We start from the raw sequence: 20,056 nt of genomic DNA on the forward strand, positions 1-20,056 counted from the left end.
CTCTGGGCTCTTCACGTCGGTCCGGTGTGATATCCATCATTGGGTACATAGTGACGTGGCTCACCGTTGCGTTCATATTGGTCATGAAAGGTACCCATGAGGCACAAATGGAGCATTGCCCGCAGGCTGTTCGTGGCGCACCTGCTGTTTGTGCTTGCCCTCACCGCGATCGTAGGCACTGCAACGTTCCTTGACGCGCGCGATCATGCGTATGCAGAGGCGGGACGGCGGATGGCCGGAGTGGCAACGGCGATTGCCGACAACCCGCTCGTCCTGGTTGCGGCAGCCACACCCGATCCCACCGCCGCCCTCCAGCCTTATGCCCTTAACGTCATGCGGGACGCCGGCGCTGATTTCATCACCATCATGGCTCCTGACCGGACCAGGTGGACCCATCCAAGGGATGAAGAAATCGGACGCCCGTACATTGGCTCGATTGACGCCGCCCTGGCCGGGAATGTCTATACCGAGGTCACGGCAGGGACCCTGGGACCGTCAGTGCGGACAATTGCGCCCGTTAAAGACGCTGCCGGGAACGTCAAGGCCCTCGTTTCGGCCGGCGTGACAGTCCGGACTGTGGATGTTGCGGTTTCCGGGCGCCTGCCCGCCGTTTTGGCGATCGCTTTCGCGCTCCTGGTGGGCGGGTCCGTGGCCTCGTGGCTCCTCGGAAGGTATTTGCGCCGGGTCACCCGGGGATGGGGACCCGAACAACTGGCGCAGCTCTTCGCCTACTACGAATCCGTGCTTCATTCAGTCCGCGAAGGCGTCATCCTGATTGACAGCAAGGGCAAGGTGGTGATGTACAACGACCAGGCGGCCGAGCTCCTGGGGCTGACCCCACGGGAAATGGACGGCGACCCGAGCGATCCGCCGTCGCTCTCTGAGCTGCCTTTGGCGTCAAGCCTGCAGACACTGTTCGAATCGGGAAGGCTGGCCCACGACGAAATCCACCTGACTGGGTCCCGCATCCTTGTGGTTAACCAGGGTCCGGCCCTCGGGCCGCCCTCCCAGGGCCGCCAGCGCAACGAGGTCTTCGGCACAGTGGCCACCATTCGTGACAGGACGGAGATTGAGTCCCTTGGCTCGGAACTGGAAACCATGCGGACGTTGTCTGCTGCCCTGCGTTCCCAAACCCACGAACACGCCAACAGGCTCCATACGCTGGTCTCCCTGATGGAACTGGGACGAACGGAAGATGCCCTGGATTTCGCCACCAAAGACCTCGAACTTAGCCAAAAGCTCACCGACGAGTTGGTTGATTCCGTTGAGGAGCCTGTGCTCAGCGCCCTGGTGATGGGGAAAGCCGCCGAGGCGCACGAGCGCGGCGTCGAACTGGTTCTCGACGCGAAGGGGTCAACGGAGCTTGCCGGGCTTGCCATCCAGGATCTGGTAACCATCCTCGGAAACCTGTTGGACAACGCGATCGATGCTGCTGCTGAAGCCCCCTCCCCCAAACGCGTGGAGCTGGCTTTACACTCTACCGAAGCGAGCCTTGAGATCGCGGTGCAGGATACTGGTAGCGGAGTTGATCCACGATCTGTGGATGACGTTTTCAGTTATGGTTTCAGCACCAAGGCACCAGGCAAGTACGGTCGGGGCATCGGACTGGCACTGGTCCGTCAAGCAGTCCAGCGTTTGGGTGGAACGTTGACTATCACCAACCCGGGCGGTGCGCTTTTCCGCGTCGTTCTGCCGTCGGGTACTAAGGAGCAGTTTTGAGCGATATCCGCGTGCTCGTCGTCGAAGACGAACCCATCGCCTCCGCCGCACATGCCGCCTACGTGCAACGCCTGGACGGATTCTCCCTCGCGGGGACAGCCCCCGACGGACAGTCAGCGCTCCGGCTCCTGGCGGAGTTTTCCGCCGCCGGGAACCAGGTGGAGCTGGTGCTGCTGGACATGAATCTGCCGGACCTCCATGGACTGGACATTGCACGCCGGATGCGGTCTTCCGGCCTGTTTTCCGACATCATAGCCATTACCGCCGTACGGGAGCTCAATATAGTGCGCAGCGCCGTCGCGATTGGAGTAGTCCAGTATCTGATCAAGCCGTTCACGTACGCCACCTTCGCCGAGAAGCTGACGAACTACAGGCTGTTCCGCGAGCAGCTGGCATCATCCGACGACGGAAAAACCAAAACCGGCGCCTCCCAGAGCGACGTCGACCAGGCCTTCGCAAGCCTGCGCACGCCGTCGGAGCTCCAGTTACCCAAGGGTCTGTCCGTATCCACTTTGGACTCGGTCAAGGACTTTCTTCGTAAGGAAGATGCGGCTGTGTCTGCCAGTGAAGTGATGGATGAGCTGGGAATGTCACGTGTGACTGCCCGACGCTACCTGGAGTATCTGGCGGACGCGGGATCGGTATCGCGAGCGCCGCGATACGGAGCACCCGGCAGGCCCGAGAACGAGTATCGCTGGACCCGCGGCTGAGCGAGCCCTGAGGTCCTTCTGTATACAGAAGGCACCTACTGACACTAAAAATTCGAACCTTTCTCCCATTATGGCCCCTTACTTGTATACACTGATGGCTATATCAGGCTGAAGGCGGGGTGATTATGCGGGCAAGCGATCGGGCTTATGAGACCCTGCGCGACGACATCATCGAGTGGCGCCTTCGTCCAGGCACCGTACTCGGAGAAGTCGATCAGTCGGAGCGCCTCGGCATCTCGCGGACACCCCTCCGGGAAGCGCTCGGCCGCCTCACCGCTGAAGGGCTGACGACGGCGTCAGGAGGGCGCGGCGTCGTCGTCACCGACATTTCACTGAACAATATCGACCAACTGTTCGAACTGCGGGAAACCCTGGAAGGACGGGCCGCTGCCCTCGCTGCCGAACGCGGTGATCCAGCCGCATTTCGGAAACTCCACGCAGAGTTCCTGAGTGCTCCCGCTTTGATTCAGGCCGATGACCCTGCCCGGCACGCCTACTACGATCTGGTGGGACGCCTTGATTCAGCGATCGACTCAGCCATAACCAACACTTACTTCGCACAGGCCATGCGCAGTTTACGCGTCCACCTCGTGCGTGTCCGGCGGTTGGCAGCCGACGACGCCGGCCGGCTCACCTCCGCCGCTGCCGAGCACGCCGCCATTGCCGAGGCTATCGCCGCAGGCAACCCCCGCCTCGCCGAAGCGGCCACCATGCTCCACCTGCACCGCAGTCTCTCCCATGTCAAAGCCACGCACACACCTCATTAGAAGGAGCACCATGGTCAAGGAACACCACGTCCGCGTTTACCGGAGCGAGGAAAAGCTGCCCCGCGAAGAGCAGCTGGCCCACAAGATCGCCGTGGTTGCGGCAGATCCCGTCGCTGTGGCCGATGACGTTACAGCCATGGTGATCAACCGGATCATCGACAACGCCTCCGTTGCGGTTGCCTCCCTGAACAGGGCCCCCATTGTGGCGGCAAGGGCCCAGGCACTGACCCACGGTCCCAGCACCGGTGGCAAGGGCGCGAAGGTGTTCGGGATTGACGAGCGGGTTTCCCCCGAGTGGGCTGCCTGGGCCAACGGCGTGGCCGTTCGCGAACTGGATTACCACGACACGTTCCTGGCCGCTGACTACTCTCATCCCGGCGACAACATTCCGCCCATCCTGGCCGTTGCCCAGCACGTTGGCTCCAGCGGGCAGGATCTGATCCGCGGGATCGCCACCGGGTACGAGATCCAGGTCAACCTGGTGAAGGCGATCTGCCTCCATAAGCACAAGATTGACCATGTGGCCCACCTTGGCCCCTCTGCCGCGGCGGGCATCGGCACCCTGCTGGGGCTCAATGTTGAGACCATCTTCCAGTCCGTGGGCCAGGCACTTCACACCACCACAGCCACCCGACAGTCCCGCAAGGGCGAAATCTCCACCTGGAAGGCCCACGCCCCGGCCTTTGCCGGCAAGATGGCAATCGAAGCCGTGGACCGTTCCATGCGGGGCCAGACCTCGCCTGTGCCGATCTACGAAGGCGAAGACGGCGTCATTGCCTGGATGCTCGATGGGCCCGAAGCCTCATACCTGGTGCCGTTGCCCGAGGCCGGTGAAGCCAAGCGGGCCATCCTGGACACGTACACCAAGGAACATTCTGCTGAATACCAGGCCCAGGCCTGGATTGACCTGGCACGGAAACTTCACGCCGAGCACCCTCAAGTAACCAATCCGGCTAACGTGAAATCAGTGTTGATCAAAACCAGCCATCACACGCACTTTGTGATCGGATCCGGAGCCAACGATCCGCAGAAGTACAGCCCGGATGCCAGCCGCGAAACCCTTGACCACTCCATTCCCTACATCTTCACCGTCGCACTGCAGGACGGCAGCTGGCACCATGTGGATTCGTATGCACCGGAGCGGGCACGCCGCGCGGACACTGTTGAACTGTGGCAAAAGGTCAGCACCATCGAGGACCCCGAGTGGACGCGCCGCTACCACTCCCTGGATATTTCCGAGAAGGCGTTCGGCGGATCAGTGGAAATCACCCTCAACGACGGACGCGTGATCACCGATCAAATCGCCGTCGCTGACGCCCATCCGCTGGGTGCGCGGCCGTTTGCCCGCGAGCAGTACATCACCAAGTTCCGCACTCTCGCTGCAGGGCTGGTGGACGAAAAGGAAATCGACCGCTTCCTCGACGCTGCGGCAAGGCTTCCGGAGCTGGCCGCCGGAGAGCTGGACCAGCTGAACATCACTGCGGCTACTGGTGTCATTGATTTCGCCGCGGCACCGAAGGGACTGTTCTAAGTGCTGTACTCCCACACCACCCCCGAGCAAAAACGGATCCGGCTCCGGGCACTCCTGGCATCGGGAACGATCCAGCAGTTCCCCGGAGCCTTCAATCCCCTGTCTTCGAGACTGATCGAGGAGAAGGGCTTTGCCGGCGTCTATATCTCCGGTGCCGTGCTCGCCAATGACCTTGGCCTGCCGGACATCGGCCTCACCACCCTGACGGAAGTGGCCACCAGAGCAGGCCAGATTGCCCGCATGACGGAACTGCCGGCCATCGTGGACGCAGACACGGGTTTCGGCGAGCCCATGAACGTTGCCCGCACTGTCCAGGAGCTGGAAAACGCAGGCCTGGCCGGGTGCCACATTGAGGACCAGTTCAACCCAAAACGCTGCGGACACCTGGATGGCAAGAACGTGGTGGACCTGGACACCGCCACCAAAAGGATCCGGGCCGCAGCCGGCGCCCGGCGCGATCCGAACTTCCTGATTATGGCCCGAACGGACATCCGCGCGACTGACGGCCTTGAAGCTGCCCAGGACCGTGCCGTCGCCCTGGTGGAAGCCGGCGCCGATGCGATCTTCCCGGAAGCCATGAAGGACCTGGGCGAGTTCAAGGCCATCCGGGAAGCTGTTGACGTGCCGATCCTGGCCAATATGACTGAGTTCGGCAAGAGCCCGCTGTTCACGGTTGAACAACTGCAGGAAGTCGGCGTGAACATAGTGATCTATCCCGTGACCCTCCTCCGTAGTGCCATGGGCGCTGCGGAGCGTACGCTGGAGACGATCAAGGCTGACGGCACCCAGGAGGCACAGGTGGAGAGCATGCTCACCCGAGCGCGGCTGTACGACCTTGTGGACTATGAGTCCTACAACCGCTTCGACACCGGTGTGTTCAACTTCCAGATTCCCGGAAAGAACTGACACCCGGATCCCACCGGTTTTGCCGGCCCAGGAGGGCCAATAGCGTCTCAAAGGAACAAAGGAGTTTTCAGCATGGCTGCAGAAGAGATCAAAAAGGGCCTCGCCGGCGTCGTGGTGGACACCACCGCAATCTCAAAGGTCAATCCGGACACCAATTCGCTCCTCTACCGGGGCTATCCGGTACAGGAACTCGCCGCCAGGTGCAGCTTCGAGGAAGTTGCGTTCCTGCTCTGGAACGGTGAGCTCCCCACGCCTGATGAACTTGCTGCGTTCACCGCGAGGGAGCGCTCGGGCAGGGCACTTGACCCGATTGTCAAACAGGTTATCGACGCACTGCCCACCACCGCCCATCCGATGGACGTGTGCCGGACTGCCACCTCGGTGATGGGCGCCCGCCACAGCCTTGCTGAGGACTCGTCCCGGGAGGCCAACATGACCAAGGCAATCGACCTCTTTGCCGCCATGCCCGCCGTAGTTGCCTACGATCAGCGGCGGCGCCACGGCCAAGCCCTCGTCGGGCCGCGGGAGGATCTGGGCTACTCGGCGAATTTCCTGTGGATGGCTTTTGGGGAAGAGTCGGTGCCGGAGGTTGTGGAGGCGTTCAACGTCTCGATGATCCTGTATGCCGAGCACTCCTTCAACGCCTCCACGTTCACCGGGCGCGTCATCACGTCCACACTGTCCGACCTTCATTCTGCTGTCACAGGTGCCATCGGCGCCCTCAAAGGCCCGCTTCATGGCGGTGCCAACGAAGCGGTTATGCACACCTTCGATGAAATCGGCATCCGTCCGGAGGAGTCCCTGGAAGAAGCGGCAGCCAGGGCTAAAACCTGGATGGAAAACGCCTTGGCTCAGAAGAAAAAGGTCATGGGCTTCGGCCATCGCGTGTACAAGCACGGCGATTCCCGCGTGCCAACGATGAAGGCAGCGCTCGACAAGATGATCGCGCACTATGGCCGGCCGGAGCTCCTGGGCCTCTACAACGGCCTTGAGTCGGCGATGGAGGAGGCCAAGGGAATCAAGCCGAACCTCGACTACCCGGCGGGGCCTACGTACCACCTCATGGGGTTTGACACCGCCACGTTCACTCCCCTGTTCGTGGCCAGCCGCATCACCGGCTGGACCGCGCACATCATGGAGCAGGTGGAATCCAACTCCCTGATCCGTCCGCTTAGCCTTTACAACGGTGCTGAGGAACGGCACGTCCCGTAGTTCCTGCTATTTCACGTACGACGCCGGCCCGGTTACCTTCACAGGTGACCGGGCCGACGTCGTACTGCTTGAGTGCTGCGTTAGCCGTTGATCTTCAACGACGTCACGATCCGCTTCAGGGTCTTGAACTCTTCGGTCTCCATGTAGGCACGAGCCTCTTCCATGGAATAGAACATCAGATCGGAGGTTGCTCCGGTGTTGTAGTTCTGAGCGAAGAAATACTCCCCTGACGGAAGGCCGCTAACAACATTCTGGGGATCGCACGTGGTGCCGTCGACTCCCCAGCTTTCATCAGCGATGCCAAGGTTTGCGGTGAAAGGAGCCGACCTTCCGGACTCCGTGAACCTGCTGACGTCCCAAACACGGAAGATGAACTGCGGCGCAATAGCCCGCGGGCCTTGCCTGTTGCTCGGGAAGGACATCGGGGTGCTGTCCAGGACGGTAAAGGGCGGGCAGGGAGAAACGAGATTCGGGCTGTTGCGGGTTTGTCCGAAACCCAAGGTGAGTAACGTCCGGCCCTGCTCGTCGACCACATCCGAGTAGCGGCCGTTTTCCCGGCTTGCGACCGTCCAGTTGTCCGGATAGTCGAAGCTGCCAAGCCCGTTCGCGCTGGTGTAGTTCTTCCACGTCACCGGCGTCTTCACTGACCTCAACTCCAGCGAGATGAGCATCCGCTTGATGTCTTTGTACTCCTGCGTTTGCATATAGGCCTCAGCCTCGGCGACGGAGGCAAAGGTCAACGGAGCGTTCTCGCCGTCCTGTTGCAGCGACTGCGTGTCCCCGAAGGTAACAAACGGAACGTCATCAGGCCCGAGGAAGCTGTTGGACAGGAAACAAGCAGTCGTCCCGGGTACCAATTCACGATCGTTCAGTGCCATGGTTCCATAAACTTTGTCAGACTGGATGACCCGGAAAGCAAACTGTGAAGGGCCCCGGGGGATCTCTTTCAGCTTCGCGGCTTTCTGCGGAATGTCCAGGACCACAGAGTCCAGGGTGTAGTAGGGCTTAGGCTCAGGGCACATGTAACCGCCAGCGTGCGGTGCTTCCTGCATCTTGCCCATCACTTTGCCGGCCTCGTTCAGCACCACGATGCTGCTGCCCCAGTACCCGGACTCGAACCGGCCCTCGACAGATGTTTCCTGGACCGTCCAGCCCACCGGGTGCTCGAAGGTTGCCTGACCCGAGGCGTCGGTGAACTTAGTCCAGGCGACGGGTGCCGCAGTCGGCGTGGGCGTGGGCGTAGAACTGGGCGTAGCGGTTGGGGCCGACGTCTGAATCGCCGTTGCTTCATCCGAAATTTCGACAGAAGCCGTGCTTGCCGGTTCGGGAAGTGCAGTCAGCGCACCCAGGTTTGTGGCCACGAGCACTCCCGCGGTCACGGCTGCGGCAGCGATGGTCAACAGGCCAGCAAGCCTTGCACGCCGGCGACGAGCCGCGTCAAGGGAAGCAACCGGCGGAATGGTATCGGTAAATGCTGCCGGCTCCGAAAACATCCGGCGCAAGGCCTCTTCCCCGTCCGGAACGGGGTGCGGATCCGATTTCATCGGGTCCATACCTGAAATCAAATTCTTGATCGGATCCATGTTAGGCGCCCATCTTCTGTGTGACGGATTCGGTGCTGGCGGGTAGGAGTTTCCGGAATGCAGTACGCGCACGGTGAAGCCGGACCTTGGCCGCGGATTCACTGCATCCCAAGACGGCGGCGATTTCCGCCATAGTCAGCGCATCCCAATAGGCGAGCTGGAGAATATCCCTGTCCTTGTCCCGCATGGCATCCATCGCTTCCTGGACGGGAGCGTTTTGGTCATCCGCCTCGTAGCGTATTCGGACGTTGTGTTTGAGCTTGTCCTGCAGGGCCTGCTGCCGCTCGCGGCTGCGATAGGCATTTCCGATAAGGTTCCGGGCAATGGTCAGCAACCATGGCACGGCTTCCCCGACATTCTCGTCCTGCTTCTGCCAGGCAACCCGAAACACATCCGCGGCCAGTTCCTGGGCGAGCTCAGGATCGTTCACTCTTCGCTGGACGAACTTGTAGACGCGCGGATAGTTGTCCTTGTGAAGGGCGATAAACGCCAATTCGCGCTCTGAAAGCACGCTTTCCCCCTGTGAAACGTAGTGTCCTGACCCGCAGGCTAAATGTATAGTTTCCTGCCCGCAGGGGATGGTTACAAAAACCCGGAAATTGTCACCGCAGACTGAACTGTCTCGTTGTCCGGGTTCAGCGTCACCACAACGTTGACCTCACCCTTGGTGAGAGCGAGCGGAAGCCAGTGTTCGGCGTCGGCCCACATCCGCTCCAGCGGCAGGGAGTCAAGCAGAAACCACTCAGGGATGATTTCACTGCTTTCGGTCGGCTCTCCTTGCCAGGTACGTGTCGTAAAGAGGATTGCCGACATGTTCCAGAGAGGACGGGACGGAAAAACAAAGTCGACTTTGCCTGCGGGCCGGAGATCGGATTGCAGAACAGTAATCCCGGTTTCCTCGTAAACCTCCCGGCACACAGCTTCAGCTGCCGACTCGCCGGGTTCGATATGGCCTCCGACACCGACGATCTTGCCGGTCCCGAAGCCGGTCTTCTTGAGCCCCAGCAGCACCTCTGTGCCTACTCCCTCAAGATCGCGGAGGAGGAAGCAGAGCGTAACAGGCGCGGAAGTCATACCCCCAACAATATCCCCGGCCTAGCCGAGCGCACGGGGATGCGCCGCTGCGTAAATTTCGCGCAGGGTATCCGCCGTCACCAGCGTGTACACCTGGGTGGTGGTAACTGAGGCGTGCCCCAGAAGTTCCTGGACCACCCGCACGTCAGCCCCGCCTTCGAGAAGATGGGTGGCGAAGGAGTGCCGGAGCGTGTGCGGTGAAACATCCTTGGTGATCAGGGCTTTCTCTGCCGCTGCCTTGAGAATGGTCCAGGCACTCTGCCTGCTGATCCGCCCTCCTCTCGCGTTCAGGAACAACGCCGGAGTCCCTTTCCCCTTGCCAGCCAGGAGGGGGCGTCCGCGGACCAGGTACGAATCCAGTGCCCGCGCACCAAAGGAACCCAGAGGCACCAGTCGTTCTTTGGACCCTTTGCCAAAAAGACGCACGATGGCCGGCCCCTTGTCCGCTCCTTCCAGCGAAATATCGTCGACGTCGAGCCCCACTGCCTCACTGATGCGCGCACCAGTGGAGTACAGGAACTCCAGGAGGGCGCGGTCGCGAAGGCCTGTGGGGGTGTCTGTTGCCGCCGCCTCGAGAATCCGCGTTACTTCCTCCACACTGATGGCTTTGGGGAGCCGCCTGCCAGGCATAGGCGGGTGCACATCACTGGCCGGGTCCGCCGTCGTCGTACCTTCAAGCGCCCAAAACTTGTGCAGCCCGCGTACCGCAACCACTGTCCGCGCGGCGGAGCGCACACCCAGCACCGATCCACCGTCAGAGCCATCCGACAATGCCTGCACAAATGCCGTCACGTGCCGCCGCGTCACGTCACCCGGGCGCGCGAGGCCGGCCGATGCAAGGTAGTTGGCGTACCTCGAAAGATCCCTCCTGTAGGCCGACAGGGTGTTTACTGCGAGTCCTCGTTCCACGCCCATATGCTGCAGGTAGTCAGTAACACCCCGATCTATTGCTGACAGTGGCCGCGGCGTCCGTGAGGTGCTGTCCGGTGCATCCGCCGCCTCAACCGTCGCAGTGTCGGACATCAGCGCTGGCTGGGGTGAGCCGGCCACGGCGCGTCGGCCGGACGGAGGTGCTGAAAGTCATTACCTCTGGCAGCTGCAGCGGCCAGGATTCCGACGACGGCGGAAGGGTTGTGAAGGCGGCCATCCAGTACGGCTTCAACGGCCTCGTCCAGGGACGTCCAGTGCAGTTCAATTTCGGCTTCCTCGTCAGTGCGGACGTGGAGTTCGTGGTGAGGTACAGCGGTCAGGTCCCGGGCAAGGTAGATGCGGATGGCCTCGCTCGAGGAACCTGGAGAATTGAAGAAGTCAACGAGAACGTTCCAGGTTTCCGCCACGAGATCCGCCTCTTCGGCCAACTCACGGGCGGCGCCCACAACGAAGTCCTCGCCGTGAACGTCCAGCAACCCTGCCGGAATCTCCCAAAGGTCCATTCCCACCGGGTGCCTGTACTGCTTGATCAGCAGCACCTCGCCGGCGTCGTTCATGGGCAGCACTGCCACCGCGCCGGGGTGGTCGATGTAGTCCCGTGTCAGCGCATCGCCGTCGTCGGTCAGTTTGAAGCTGTCACTGACAACATCCCAGATCCGGCCCTCATACACGGTCCGGGACGACAAAAGACGGCGCGGACTCGGTACATCCGAAACCTGCCGTGCAGCGTTGGGGGTTTCAGATATATGAGGCATCGCGCCGTCCTTTTGTCGTGCTGGGCTTACTTGGCCGGCACCACGGTGTCTGCTTTTTCTTTGCGGACCGGTGCCTCAGCACCCACTGTATTACGTTTTGTGGTGGCTCCCTGCTGGTGGTCCAGCGCAGCCTTGACCAGACCAGCGAAGAGCGGGTGGGGGCGGGTAGGCCGTGAGCTCAGCTCGGGGTGGGCCTGCGTCGCCACGTAGTACGGATGCGTCTCACGGGGCAGTTCAACGAACTCCACGAGCTTGCCGTCAGGAGAGGTGCCTGAGAAGACGAGCCCTTCAGCAGCGATCTGCGCCCGGTACTTGTTGTTGACCTCGTACCGGTGGCGGTGCCGTTCGCTGACCGTGGTGACACCGTAGGTCTCTGCGATAACGGAGCCCTCGTCCAGCTTGGCCTCGTACAACCCAAGCCGCATCGTGCCGCCAAGGTCACCCTTGCCTTCAACGATGTCGAGCTGCTCCTCCATGGTGGCAATGACAGGATGCTTGGAATCGGGTTCAAACTCGCTGGAGGAAGCGCCTTCCAGCCCCACCACGTTGCGTGCATATTCAATCACCATGCACTGCAGGCCCAGGCAGAGGCCCAGTACCGGCAGCTTAGTCTGACGAGCGAAGGTCAGGGCTCCCAGCTTGCCTTCGAGGCCGCGGATTCCAAAGCCGCCGGGAACACAAATGGCGTCGACGCCGGCGAGGGAGGTTAGTGCCCCCTCTGGGGTCTCGCACTCGTCCGAGGGAACCCAACGGATCTTCACCTTGGTGTTGTTCGCAAACCCGCCGGCACGGAGGGCCTCGGTTACGGAAAGGTAGGCGTCCGGAAGGTCAATGTACTTGCCAACAAGCGCAACTTCGACCTCGTGCTTGGGGTTGTGTACGGCTTCCAGGAGCTTGTCCCAGCTGGTCCAGTCCACATCCTTGAACGGCAGGTCGAGAGCCCGGACGATGTACGAGTCCAGGCCCTGGGAATGGAGGGTCTTGGGGATGTCGTAGATGCTCGGGGCATCCGGGGCACCGATGACGGCGTCAATATCGACGTCGCACATGCGGCCGATCTTTTCGCGCATCGGCTGCGGCACCTCGCGATCCGACCGGATCACGATAGCTTCCGGCTGGATGCCGATGGAGCGCAGCGCGGCCACCGAATGCTGCGTCGGTTTGGTCTTCAGTTCCTGGGACGGACCGATGTACGGGACCAGGGAGACGTGGAGGAAGAAAACATTGCCACGGCCGATGTCCTGCCGTACCTGGCGTGCTGACTCCAGGAACGGCTGGGACTCAATGTCGCCGACGGTCCCGCCGATTTCGGTGATGATGACGTCAGGAGCATTCTTGCCCTCGGACGGAAGCCGCATGCGCCGCTTGATTTCGTCCGTGATGTGGGGAATTACCTGAACTGTGTCGCCCAGGTACTCGCCACGGCGTTCCTTGGCGATGACGGTGGAGTAGATCTGGCCGGTAGTGACGTTGGCCGAACCCTCAAGGTTCTCGTCCAGGAAGCGCTCGTAGTGTCCGATGTCGAGGTCTGTCTCGGCGCCGTCGTCGGTGACAAATACCTCACCGTGCTGGAACGGGTTCATTGTGCCGGGATCCACGTTCAGATAGGGATCCAGCTTTTGCATTGTTACAGACAAACCGCGTGCCCGCAGAAGGTGCCCGAGGCTTGAAGCCGTCAGTCCCTTACCGAGCGAGGACGCCACACCACCGGTGACGAAGATGTGTTTGGTCGTCTTGGACGAGCCCGGGAACCGGGAATTTACACGGGAATTTGATCGCTGCACCACGGAATTCGAGCCTATCATCAATTGCGCCTTCCACGGGTCTATCCGGTTGTTCCCCCAAAGCCTCAAGTCTCGCTTGTTTGGGCGGCTACGATCAAGGGGTGACGACGCCGGATCCAGTAAACCAGCCGCCCAAGACGGGCCAAACACCAACTTCCCCTCCGTCTTTCGTGTCGCTGGCCCTCGCCTCGATTCCGGTGCCGGACTATGCCGATGTGATTGTTCTCCCAGTGCCTGCAGGAAGCCCCGTGGAACCACGGCTTTGGGCAGAGACCATCTTTTCGGGCGCCGGCGTCCCGCTATGGGCCAAGTGGCTGATGGGCATCCGCCAAACTGTGGTGACCTTGATTGGAGTCAAACCGTCGCCAAAAGACATTTTCGCCGTGGCCAGGGTTGTTGGTGAAGAAGCCCTTATCAGCGCCGACGACAAGCACCTAGATTTCCGTTGCGGAGTGGCCATGGATGCCTCAGGAAAGCTTCTGCGGGTCACCACGGCCGTGCGGCTCAAGGGGTGGCGTGGCCGTCTCTATTTCCTGCCTGTGAGGGTTCTGCATCCGCTCGTGGTGCACGCCATGATGACAAGGGCCATCCGAGTGCTTGCTCCCCGCTAGGCCCGCTGTGGCAGGAGGCGGGCGTCTTCCAGGAGTTCTTTCGCATGGGCTTGTGCCGATTCCGAGTCCTCTTGCCCCGCCAGCATCCTCGCAAGCTCCTTGATCCGTTCGGATGCGTCCAGCAACTGCACATCACTGGAGGTGAATCCAGTGGCAGCAGCGCCGTCGGCGCCGCGGACAGAGGTCTTGGTGACGCGGATGTGCTGGTCAGCGAAAGCCGCCACCTGGGGCAAGTGGGTTACCACCAGCACCTGGACATGCTGGGCCAGCATAGCCAGCCGGCGCCCGATTTCGACGGCGGCGCGGCCGCCAACGCCGGCATCCACTTCATCGAAGACGAACGTGGGCACCGGATCGACCGCGGCCAACACCACCTCGATGGCCAGCATGACGCGGGAGAGTTCACCGCCGGAGGCGCCCTTGCCGAGAGGCCGTGCAGGGGCTCCCGCGTGCGGCTGAAGCAGGAACGAGATCTCGTCAACGCCAAAGGGGCCCAGTTGTCCGCCCGTTTCGAGGTTGATCACCAATGTTGCGTCCGCCATGGCCAGCGCCTTCAGCTCGGAACTCACACGGGCTGAAAGATCCTTGGCGGCCTTGGCCCTGATCTTGCTGATGGCTGCCGCCTGTTTCTTCAGGTCAGCCTCTGTGCGGACGACTTCGGCGTCGAGCGCCTCGATGCGCGTGGAATCGTCTTGCAGTTCGTCGAACCTGACCCGGGCGTTTTCGGCCCAGACCAGGACTTCGTCGATGCTCGGTGCGTACTTGCGGACCAGCCTGGCTAATGCTGCACGCCGGTCCTCGATCTCCGCGAGCCGCTCCGGTCCCTCCGAGTCCAGGCCCGCCTGGTAGCTGGCCAGCTCCGTAGCAATGTCGTTGAGCAGGAAGCCGACTTCGGCCAGCCGGGCAGCGGCCGCACCCAGCTCGGCGTCGTGCTCCGCCACATGCTCCAAGGTGCGCTTCGCTGCATCCACCAAGGTGGTTGCGTCACCGGAATCGCCGAAGTCCTCCGCAATAAGAGCCTGGTGCGCGGTATTCGCGGCAATCCTTAGACCTTCCACATTGGCCAGCTTCACGGCCTCGGCCTTGAGGGACTCGTCCTCCCCGGGTTGGGGATCTACGTCATCAATTTCCGCCAAGGCGATCTCCAGCGACTCGGCTTCACGCAACCTGTCGCGGGCCGCGCTGCGCAGTGTATCCAGCTCCGCCTGGATGGACTTCCAATGGCTGTACAGCGCCTGGTAGGTAGCGAGCTGTGCAGTGAGGGAATCACCGGCAAACTTATCCAGGGCACCACGCTGGGCGGTAGCACCCTTCAACCGGATCTGATCCGATTGGCCGTGGACCACCACGAGGGTTTCGCCGATTTCGGCGAGGACGCCGACCGGGGCGGCGCGACCGCCAAGGAAAGCACGGCTGCGGCCGTCCGCTCCCAGGCGCCGGGCGAGGATAAGTTCAGCGCCGCCGTCGAACTCCTCCACGTCTGCACCGGCCTCCAGGGCCCGAGCAACGGCGGGATGCCCGTTTTCCAGCTTCAGTACCGCTTCAGCGGTGGCGCTTTTTGCCCCGCTCCGGACGGCGCCGGCGTCGGATCTTGCCCCCAACAGGAGGCCGACGGCGGTGACCACCATGGTCTTACCCGCACCGGTTTCGCCGGTCACGACACTCAACCCGGGGCCCAGCGGCAATGTAGCATCCGTGATGACGCCGAGATCGCGGATTCTCAGTTCTTCAAGCACGATTCACCTCGCAGTGGTGGGGTCAGGGGCTGCCGGCGGTTCTTCGGGGTGTTCTTCCGAAGAAATGGCCGGCCGGGAAGCTGAAGGCAACGGCGTCGGCGGCAAAGGCATCGGCTTGGGTGTACGGACAATGGGGATAGGGCCGGTGTGAACAGATTCCGCCTTTGGTACAGGCCCCCTCCAACCGTGGATGGGCAATTCGAACTTGCGGACCAGCCGTCCTGAGAATGGCGTGGGATGGGTCCGGGCCAGGCGTACGGGCGTGGACGAGCGGGTAACCTCCACCCGTGAACCGGGAGGAAGATCAACAGAGCGCCGCCCATCGCACCACAGAACTCCCTGAGCGTCAGTCCGGCCCAGAACTTCGACGGCAAGTTTCGAGCGCGGCGAGACCACCAATGGTTTGGCAAAGAGGGCATGGGCGCTGATCGGAACAATCACGAGGGCTTCCACTTCGGGCCACACCACCGGACCGCCAGCGGAAAAAGCGTAGGCAGTGGAGCCGGTAGGGGTTGCGAGCACAATGCCGTCGCACCCGAAGGTGGTCAGAGGGCGTTCGTCCACTTCCGTCACCACTTCGAGCATCCGCTCCCGGTTGCCTTTTTCGATGGCAGCTTCATTGAGCGCCCACGTGTGCCAAATCTTTTGCCCGCGGACCCAGACCTGAACATCGATGGTCATTCGCTCTTCCACGGTGTACTGCCTGCTGGCGATCCACTCAACAGTCTGGGCGAGGTCCGCCCGCTCACTTTCGGCAAGGAAACCAACGTGGCCCAGGTTGACGCCCAGGAGTGGCACGTCCACTTCACGGACAAGTTCAGCGGCGCGAAGAATGGTTCCGTCTCCGCCGAGGACCATAACAAGTTCCACATCGGGCAGTTGGATGTGATCATGGAGAACCTCAACAGGGTGTTCCAGCCTGCCGAAGTAGCGCTCCATGTCGCCAAGCTCCGACTCCTGCATCACGGGAACGATCCCGGAGGAATGCAGCTGTTCGCAAGCCTCCCATGCAGTTTTCAGTGATTCCTCGCGGCCGGTGTGGGCAAGGACCAGTACACGCCTGCTCATCGGGTTCCGCTTTCTAGTGGTTCTTCAATGGACTCGGCCAAATACTTTCAAGCAAGTCGGCAACAGCTGCCTCATGCCCTTCGATCTTAGGCAAGTCTGGAACCATCCTGCGTTTTATCCACAGGAAGTATTCAACGTTTCCGTCCTGGCCAGGCAAAGGACTCGCTGCCAACCCCCGCAATTCCAGTCCCGACCCCGCGGCAGCCGACGCTACTTTAGCCACTGCCCTGCGCCGTTCAAGCTCGGAATTGACTACACCGGTCCGGCCGAGCCGGTCCCTGCCAATCTCGAACTGCGGTTTGACCATGAGCACGAGGTCCCCGCCAGGCTCTGTGCAGGCCGCCAGCGGTTCAACCACCAGGGTGAGGGAGATAAAAGACAAATCGGCCACAGTAAGCTGTGCCGGGCCGCCGATATCATCAGCCTTCATGTAGCGGACATTGAGCCCTTCATGAACGTCTACACGGGGGTCTGACCGAAGTTGCGGCACCAACTGGCCATGCCCGACGTCGACTGCCACCACACGTGCAGCACCGTGCTTGAGCAGCACCTCCGTGAAGCCGCCCGTGGACGCTCCTGCATCCAGACAGCGTTTTCCGTGGACGTCAATCTCCGGGAAAGCCTTGAGCGCGCCAGCCAGCTTATGGGCCGCGCGGCTGACGTACAGATCCTCCGCCGCCTCAACCACGCTTAGTTCCGTTTGTTCCTCAACCTGGAGGGAAGCCTTAGACAGGGTGGTCCCGCCAGAGCTCACCTTGCCTTCAACGATGAGCCGCGCGGCATGGGTACGCGATCTTGCCAGCCCTCGGGCCACAAGCATTTGGTCCAGTCTGGTCATGGGAGGCGGGCGTCCGACGGCGATTGCGGGTCAGCGTCCAGAACCTCGGCGTTTAGCGCCTCCAGCAGCACATCGTGCAGCTCGGCGTAAACAACCCCGTGCTCTGCCACCGCCAGGTCAGGCAATTGGGACAGCAGTCCAAGGGCTTCGTCCACGTCTTGATCAGTGGTGCCCGCATCATTGATGCCCTGATCTGGGGAGGCCTGCAACCTGCGAGCCTGAGGCCAGCGCGCTTGGGCGACAGGATTTGGCGGTTGGTTCAGCTCGGTCATTTCACCAGTCTAATGATCAAGCCATTCGAGGTCCGGCACCTTCGCCGTTGTGGCTCCGGGGTTTGCCGCCCACCACGCTGCGCACGCGGCCCGCCAGGAATCCACATCAGAACGGTCGCCGCTGATGCTGACCGTGTTCCCGTCAACAACTGCATGGGATCCGCGGCAATAGTAGCTTCCGTCGCGTCGCTCCACGTCCGGGTAGGGCTCATAAAGCTCAGATAACGTGTTGATGAGATATCCGGGCCGTTCCTCAGCGCGGGCAGCCAGGATTGATTCCCGTGTATCGACGCCGGTCAGGACGGCGACAGTGGCAAAGCCGGCCCGGTTGCCGCCGAGGATGTCAGTGTCCAGGCGGTCACCAACGACGAGCGGACGCTCAGAGCCAAGCCGTTTGGCGGCTGCATGGAACAAGGGAGCTTCCGGCTTGCCCGCCACCAACGGCTTCTGCCCGGTAGCGGACGCCACGGCTGCAACGAGGGTGCCATTCCCCGGCGCGATCCCCCGCGCCTGCGGAATGGACATGTCTGTGTTTGTTGCCACCCAGAGCGCGCCGCCCGCCACCACGTATGACGCCTCAGCAAGATCCTTCCATGCGATTTCCGGGTTGAACCCCTGAACCACAGCCACTGGGTCTTCCAAAGCACTGTGAACGGGGATGAGCCCAACGAGTTCAAGCTCATGGGCAAGGGCACGGCTACCCGTCACGAGTACCCGGGAGCCGGCAGGAAGCATGCCCGACAGCAGTTCCGCTGCCGCCTGCGATGAGCTCACCACTTGATGGTCCTCCGCGGGAGCCCCGAGTTCACGCAGATGTGCAGCCACCTGGGCGGGGGTCCGGGAGGCATTATTGGTGACGTAACCCAGGCCCACGCCTTCAACTTCAAGCTTCCCGAGGGCCTCTACGGCGCCGGGGATTGCATGCGGACCGGCATACACCACACCGTCCAGATCCGACAGCAGGGCGTCGAACATCGAAATGAGTGAAGCGGAAGGCATAGGGTCTAGTCCTCTGTGCGGTTCACGCGTTCGGAGTCGTCTGTTGTTTCCGTCACAGCCGTCCCGGGCTCTACGACGTCTTCTTCGACTGAATCCTCATCCGACTCTGCGTCATCTGACTCAAAGTAATCGGACTCGGCGTCCTCTGAGCCTTCGTCGAGTTCTACAGGGGCAGACATTGTTGTCGACGGCCTCGGTCCAGCCTCAGCTGCGTTGGTGCTTTCCTGCGCAGCTTCCGTTGTCTCCGAGTTTTGCCGGGCATGCAGACGACGCAATTCCTCGTCCTGTCGGGCTTCCTCTTCCTCGTCCCAGCCCAGATCAATGATGTCGGGCTCTTCGGACGCGCCAAGGCCCAGGGCGTTCTCGGCGACGACAGCCTGGCGCTGCCACTTCCCGGCTTCTTCACTGCGGCCCACAGCAGCGAGAGCATCTGCATAGGCCCTGAACAGGCGCGGGCTGTAGGAGAAGGCCCGGTTCATGTCCAGCTGGGGGATCTCCAACTCAGCCACGGCAGCGTCCAACTGGCCCAGGTCAGAGCGGGCTCCTGCGGCCACGATGGCCAGTTCCACCTTGCCTGGCGCGTCCAGGTCCTTGGCTTCCTCGGATCGCACGACGTCCAGCGCCCTGTCCGGCCTACCCAGGCCTCGTTCGCAATCGGCCATCACCGGAAGGTGCACGTTGGATCCGCTGATGCGCCGGTATGTCCGGAATTCCCGCAACGCCTCGCCATAGTGGCCAGCAGCATAGGCCGTGAGTCCCACGGCCTCGCGCACCGCTGAAAGCCTGCCGCCCCTGCGGCTTGCAGCCAGGGCATGCTGGAAGGCCAGCTCGGGCTCGTCATCGATGAGCCGGCCAGCCATCACCAAGTGGCGTGCCACCCACTCGGCACTGTTCGCTTCCAGCGTCTTGATTTCGTGCTTGGTGGCCCGGTCAAGTTCCTGGCCTGTGACATCTTCATCGATTTGGGGAGAACGTTCCCGATCGGGACGGTTCGCGCTGCGGAGATCACGGGCGTTCGGTACGCGTACCGGACGGTCTCCGGCGTCGCCTCGCCCAAACTGACGGGGGCCGGAGTCGCCCCGATCGAAGGTCCTGGGGGCACGGTCCTGACGGTCGCCAAAGGGTTTGCGGTTTTCGCCGCCACCAAAGCTGCGACGCTCACCATCACCCTCACGACGCGGACGATCACCAAACGGCTTACGATCCCGATCACCACCACCGCTAAACGGCTTACGATCCCGATCACCACCACCGCTAAACGGCTTACGATCCCGATCACCACCACCGCTAAACGGCTTACGATCCCGATCACCACCACCGCTAAACGGCTTACGATCCCGATCACCACCGAAACTGCGACGCTCACCATCACCCTCACGACGCGGACGATCACCAAACGGCTTACGATCCCGGTCACCAAACGGCGGCTTGCGGTCCCGGTCACCACCGAAACTGCGACGCTCACCCCCACCCTCACGAGGCGCACGATCACCAAACGGCTTACGATCCCGGTCACCAAACGGCGGCTTCCGATCGGCGTCGCTCTGCGGGCGCTGGCGGT

General features: G+C 62.0%; 20 protein-coding genes. 8 read left to right on the forward strand and 12 right to left on the reverse strand.

What is annotated here, in order from left to right; translation table 11 throughout:
- Positions 1-96: 96 nt before the first annotated feature.
- From RIN13_RS01975 to RIN13_RS02000, 6 genes are all read left to right on the forward strand, one after another.
- Entirely contained in the window at positions 97-1,719 is a 1,623-nt protein-coding gene (locus RIN13_RS01975) for a sensor histidine kinase (RefSeq protein WP_309105646.1), read from the forward strand.
- Complete coding sequence (locus RIN13_RS01980; protein ID WP_309105647.1) at positions 1,716-2,429, forward strand: response regulator; 714 nt, start codon at positions 1,716-1,718, stop codon at positions 2,427-2,429. Before RIN13_RS01975 ends, RIN13_RS01980 begins: the two co-directional genes overlap by 4 nt.
- Positions 2,430-2,554: 125 nt before the next feature.
- Positions 2,555-3,196 carry a GntR family transcriptional regulator gene (locus RIN13_RS01985; protein WP_309105648.1) on the forward strand — a complete coding sequence of 214 codons (642 nt, stop codon included), beginning with the start codon at positions 2,555-2,557 and terminating at the stop codon, positions 3,194-3,196.
- A gap of 10 nt (positions 3,197-3,206) precedes the next feature.
- On the forward strand, positions 3,207-4,727 hold the full coding sequence (locus RIN13_RS01990; protein ID WP_309105649.1) for an MmgE/PrpD family protein: 1,521 nt from the start codon (positions 3,207-3,209) through the stop codon (positions 4,725-4,727).
- Positions 4,728-5,633: a methylisocitrate lyase gene (prpB, locus tag RIN13_RS01995; RefSeq protein ID WP_309105650.1), complete on the forward strand. Its 906-nt coding sequence runs from the start codon at positions 4,728-4,730 to the stop codon at positions 5,631-5,633.
- Positions 5,634-5,705: 72 nt separating this feature from the next.
- Positions 5,706-6,845 (forward strand): bifunctional 2-methylcitrate synthase/citrate synthase, encoded by a 1,140-nt coding sequence (locus RIN13_RS02000; protein WP_309105651.1) that lies wholly within the window; start codon positions 5,706-5,708, stop codon positions 6,843-6,845.
- Between the two features lie 80 nt (positions 6,846-6,925).
- On the opposite strand, the gene RIN13_RS02005 is transcribed toward RIN13_RS02000, so the two are convergent.
- The 6 genes from RIN13_RS02005 to RIN13_RS02030 form a co-directional block, all read right to left on the reverse strand.
- Positions 6,926-8,398, reverse strand: a complete 1,473-nt coding sequence (locus RIN13_RS02005; protein WP_309105652.1) for a hypothetical protein — start codon at positions 8,396-8,398, stop codon at positions 6,926-6,928.
- 31 nt (positions 8,399-8,429) lie between these two features.
- The gene (locus RIN13_RS02010) at positions 8,430-8,939 is read right to left on the reverse strand and encodes a sigma-70 family RNA polymerase sigma factor (protein ID WP_309105653.1); all 510 of its coding nucleotides are present in this window, start codon (positions 8,937-8,939) and stop codon (positions 8,430-8,432) included.
- Between the two features lie 71 nt (positions 8,940-9,010).
- Complete coding sequence (locus RIN13_RS02015) at positions 9,011-9,502, reverse strand: 8-oxo-dGTP diphosphatase (protein WP_309105654.1); 492 nt, start codon at positions 9,500-9,502, stop codon at positions 9,011-9,013.
- Between the two features lie 21 nt (positions 9,503-9,523).
- Positions 9,524-10,525 (reverse strand): site-specific tyrosine recombinase XerD, encoded by a 1,002-nt coding sequence (gene xerD / locus RIN13_RS02020; protein WP_309105655.1) that lies wholly within the window; start codon positions 10,523-10,525, stop codon positions 9,524-9,526.
- Positions 10,525-11,187, reverse strand: coding sequence for an NUDIX hydrolase (locus RIN13_RS02025; protein ID WP_309105656.1), 663 nt, complete (start codon positions 11,185-11,187; stop codon positions 10,525-10,527). Before RIN13_RS02025 ends, xerD begins: the two co-directional genes overlap by 1 nt.
- Before the next feature lie 26 nt (positions 11,188-11,213).
- Positions 11,214-12,992, reverse strand: a complete 1,779-nt coding sequence (locus RIN13_RS02030) for a CTP synthase (protein WP_309105657.1) — start codon at positions 12,990-12,992, stop codon at positions 11,214-11,216.
- Positions 12,993-13,168: 176 nt separating this feature from the next.
- On the opposite strand from RIN13_RS02030, the gene RIN13_RS02035 reads away from it, so the two are divergent.
- Complete coding sequence (locus RIN13_RS02035) at positions 13,169-13,582, forward strand: DUF2867 domain-containing protein (protein ID WP_309105673.1); 414 nt, start codon at positions 13,169-13,171, stop codon at positions 13,580-13,582.
- On the opposite strand, the gene recN is transcribed toward RIN13_RS02035, so the two are convergent.
- From recN to RIN13_RS02065, 6 genes are read right to left on the reverse strand one after another with little or no spacing between them, the layout of a single operon-like run.
- Positions 13,579-15,318 carry a DNA repair protein RecN gene (gene recN / locus RIN13_RS02040; protein ID WP_309105658.1) on the reverse strand — a complete coding sequence of 580 codons (1,740 nt, stop codon included), beginning with the start codon at positions 15,316-15,318 and terminating at the stop codon, positions 13,579-13,581. The genes RIN13_RS02035 and recN overlap by 4 nt on opposite strands.
- Before the next feature lie 3 nt (positions 15,319-15,321).
- Complete coding sequence (locus RIN13_RS02045) at positions 15,322-16,386, reverse strand: NAD kinase (protein WP_309105659.1); 1,065 nt, start codon at positions 16,384-16,386, stop codon at positions 15,322-15,324.
- A gap of 13 nt (positions 16,387-16,399) precedes the next feature.
- A complete protein-coding gene (locus tag RIN13_RS02050) occupies positions 16,400-17,224 on the reverse strand; it encodes a TlyA family RNA methyltransferase (RefSeq protein WP_309105660.1) in 825 nt (274 codons plus the stop codon).
- On the reverse strand, positions 17,221-17,496 hold the full coding sequence (locus RIN13_RS02055) for a hypothetical protein (RefSeq protein WP_309105661.1): 276 nt from the start codon (positions 17,494-17,496) through the stop codon (positions 17,221-17,223). Before RIN13_RS02055 ends, RIN13_RS02050 begins: the two co-directional genes overlap by 4 nt.
- Before the next feature lie 9 nt (positions 17,497-17,505).
- Entirely contained in the window at positions 17,506-18,495 is a 990-nt protein-coding gene (locus tag RIN13_RS02060; RefSeq protein ID WP_309105662.1) for an HAD-IIA family hydrolase, read from the reverse strand.
- 5 nt (positions 18,496-18,500) lie between these two features.
- Positions 18,501-19,373 carry a hypothetical protein gene (locus tag RIN13_RS02065; protein ID WP_309105663.1) on the reverse strand — a complete coding sequence of 291 codons (873 nt, stop codon included), beginning with the start codon at positions 19,371-19,373 and terminating at the stop codon, positions 18,501-18,503.
- Here RIN13_RS02065 and RIN13_RS02070 point away from each other — a divergent pair.
- Positions 19,362-20,056 (forward strand): hypothetical protein (locus RIN13_RS02070; protein ID WP_309105664.1); only part of this gene is annotated, 695 nt, incomplete at its 3' end. The genes RIN13_RS02065 and RIN13_RS02070 overlap by 12 nt on opposite strands.

It is taken from the genome of Arthrobacter sp. (assembly GCF_031179985.1).
Classification (GTDB): domain Bacteria; phylum Actinomycetota; class Actinomycetes; order Actinomycetales; family Micrococcaceae; genus Arthrobacter.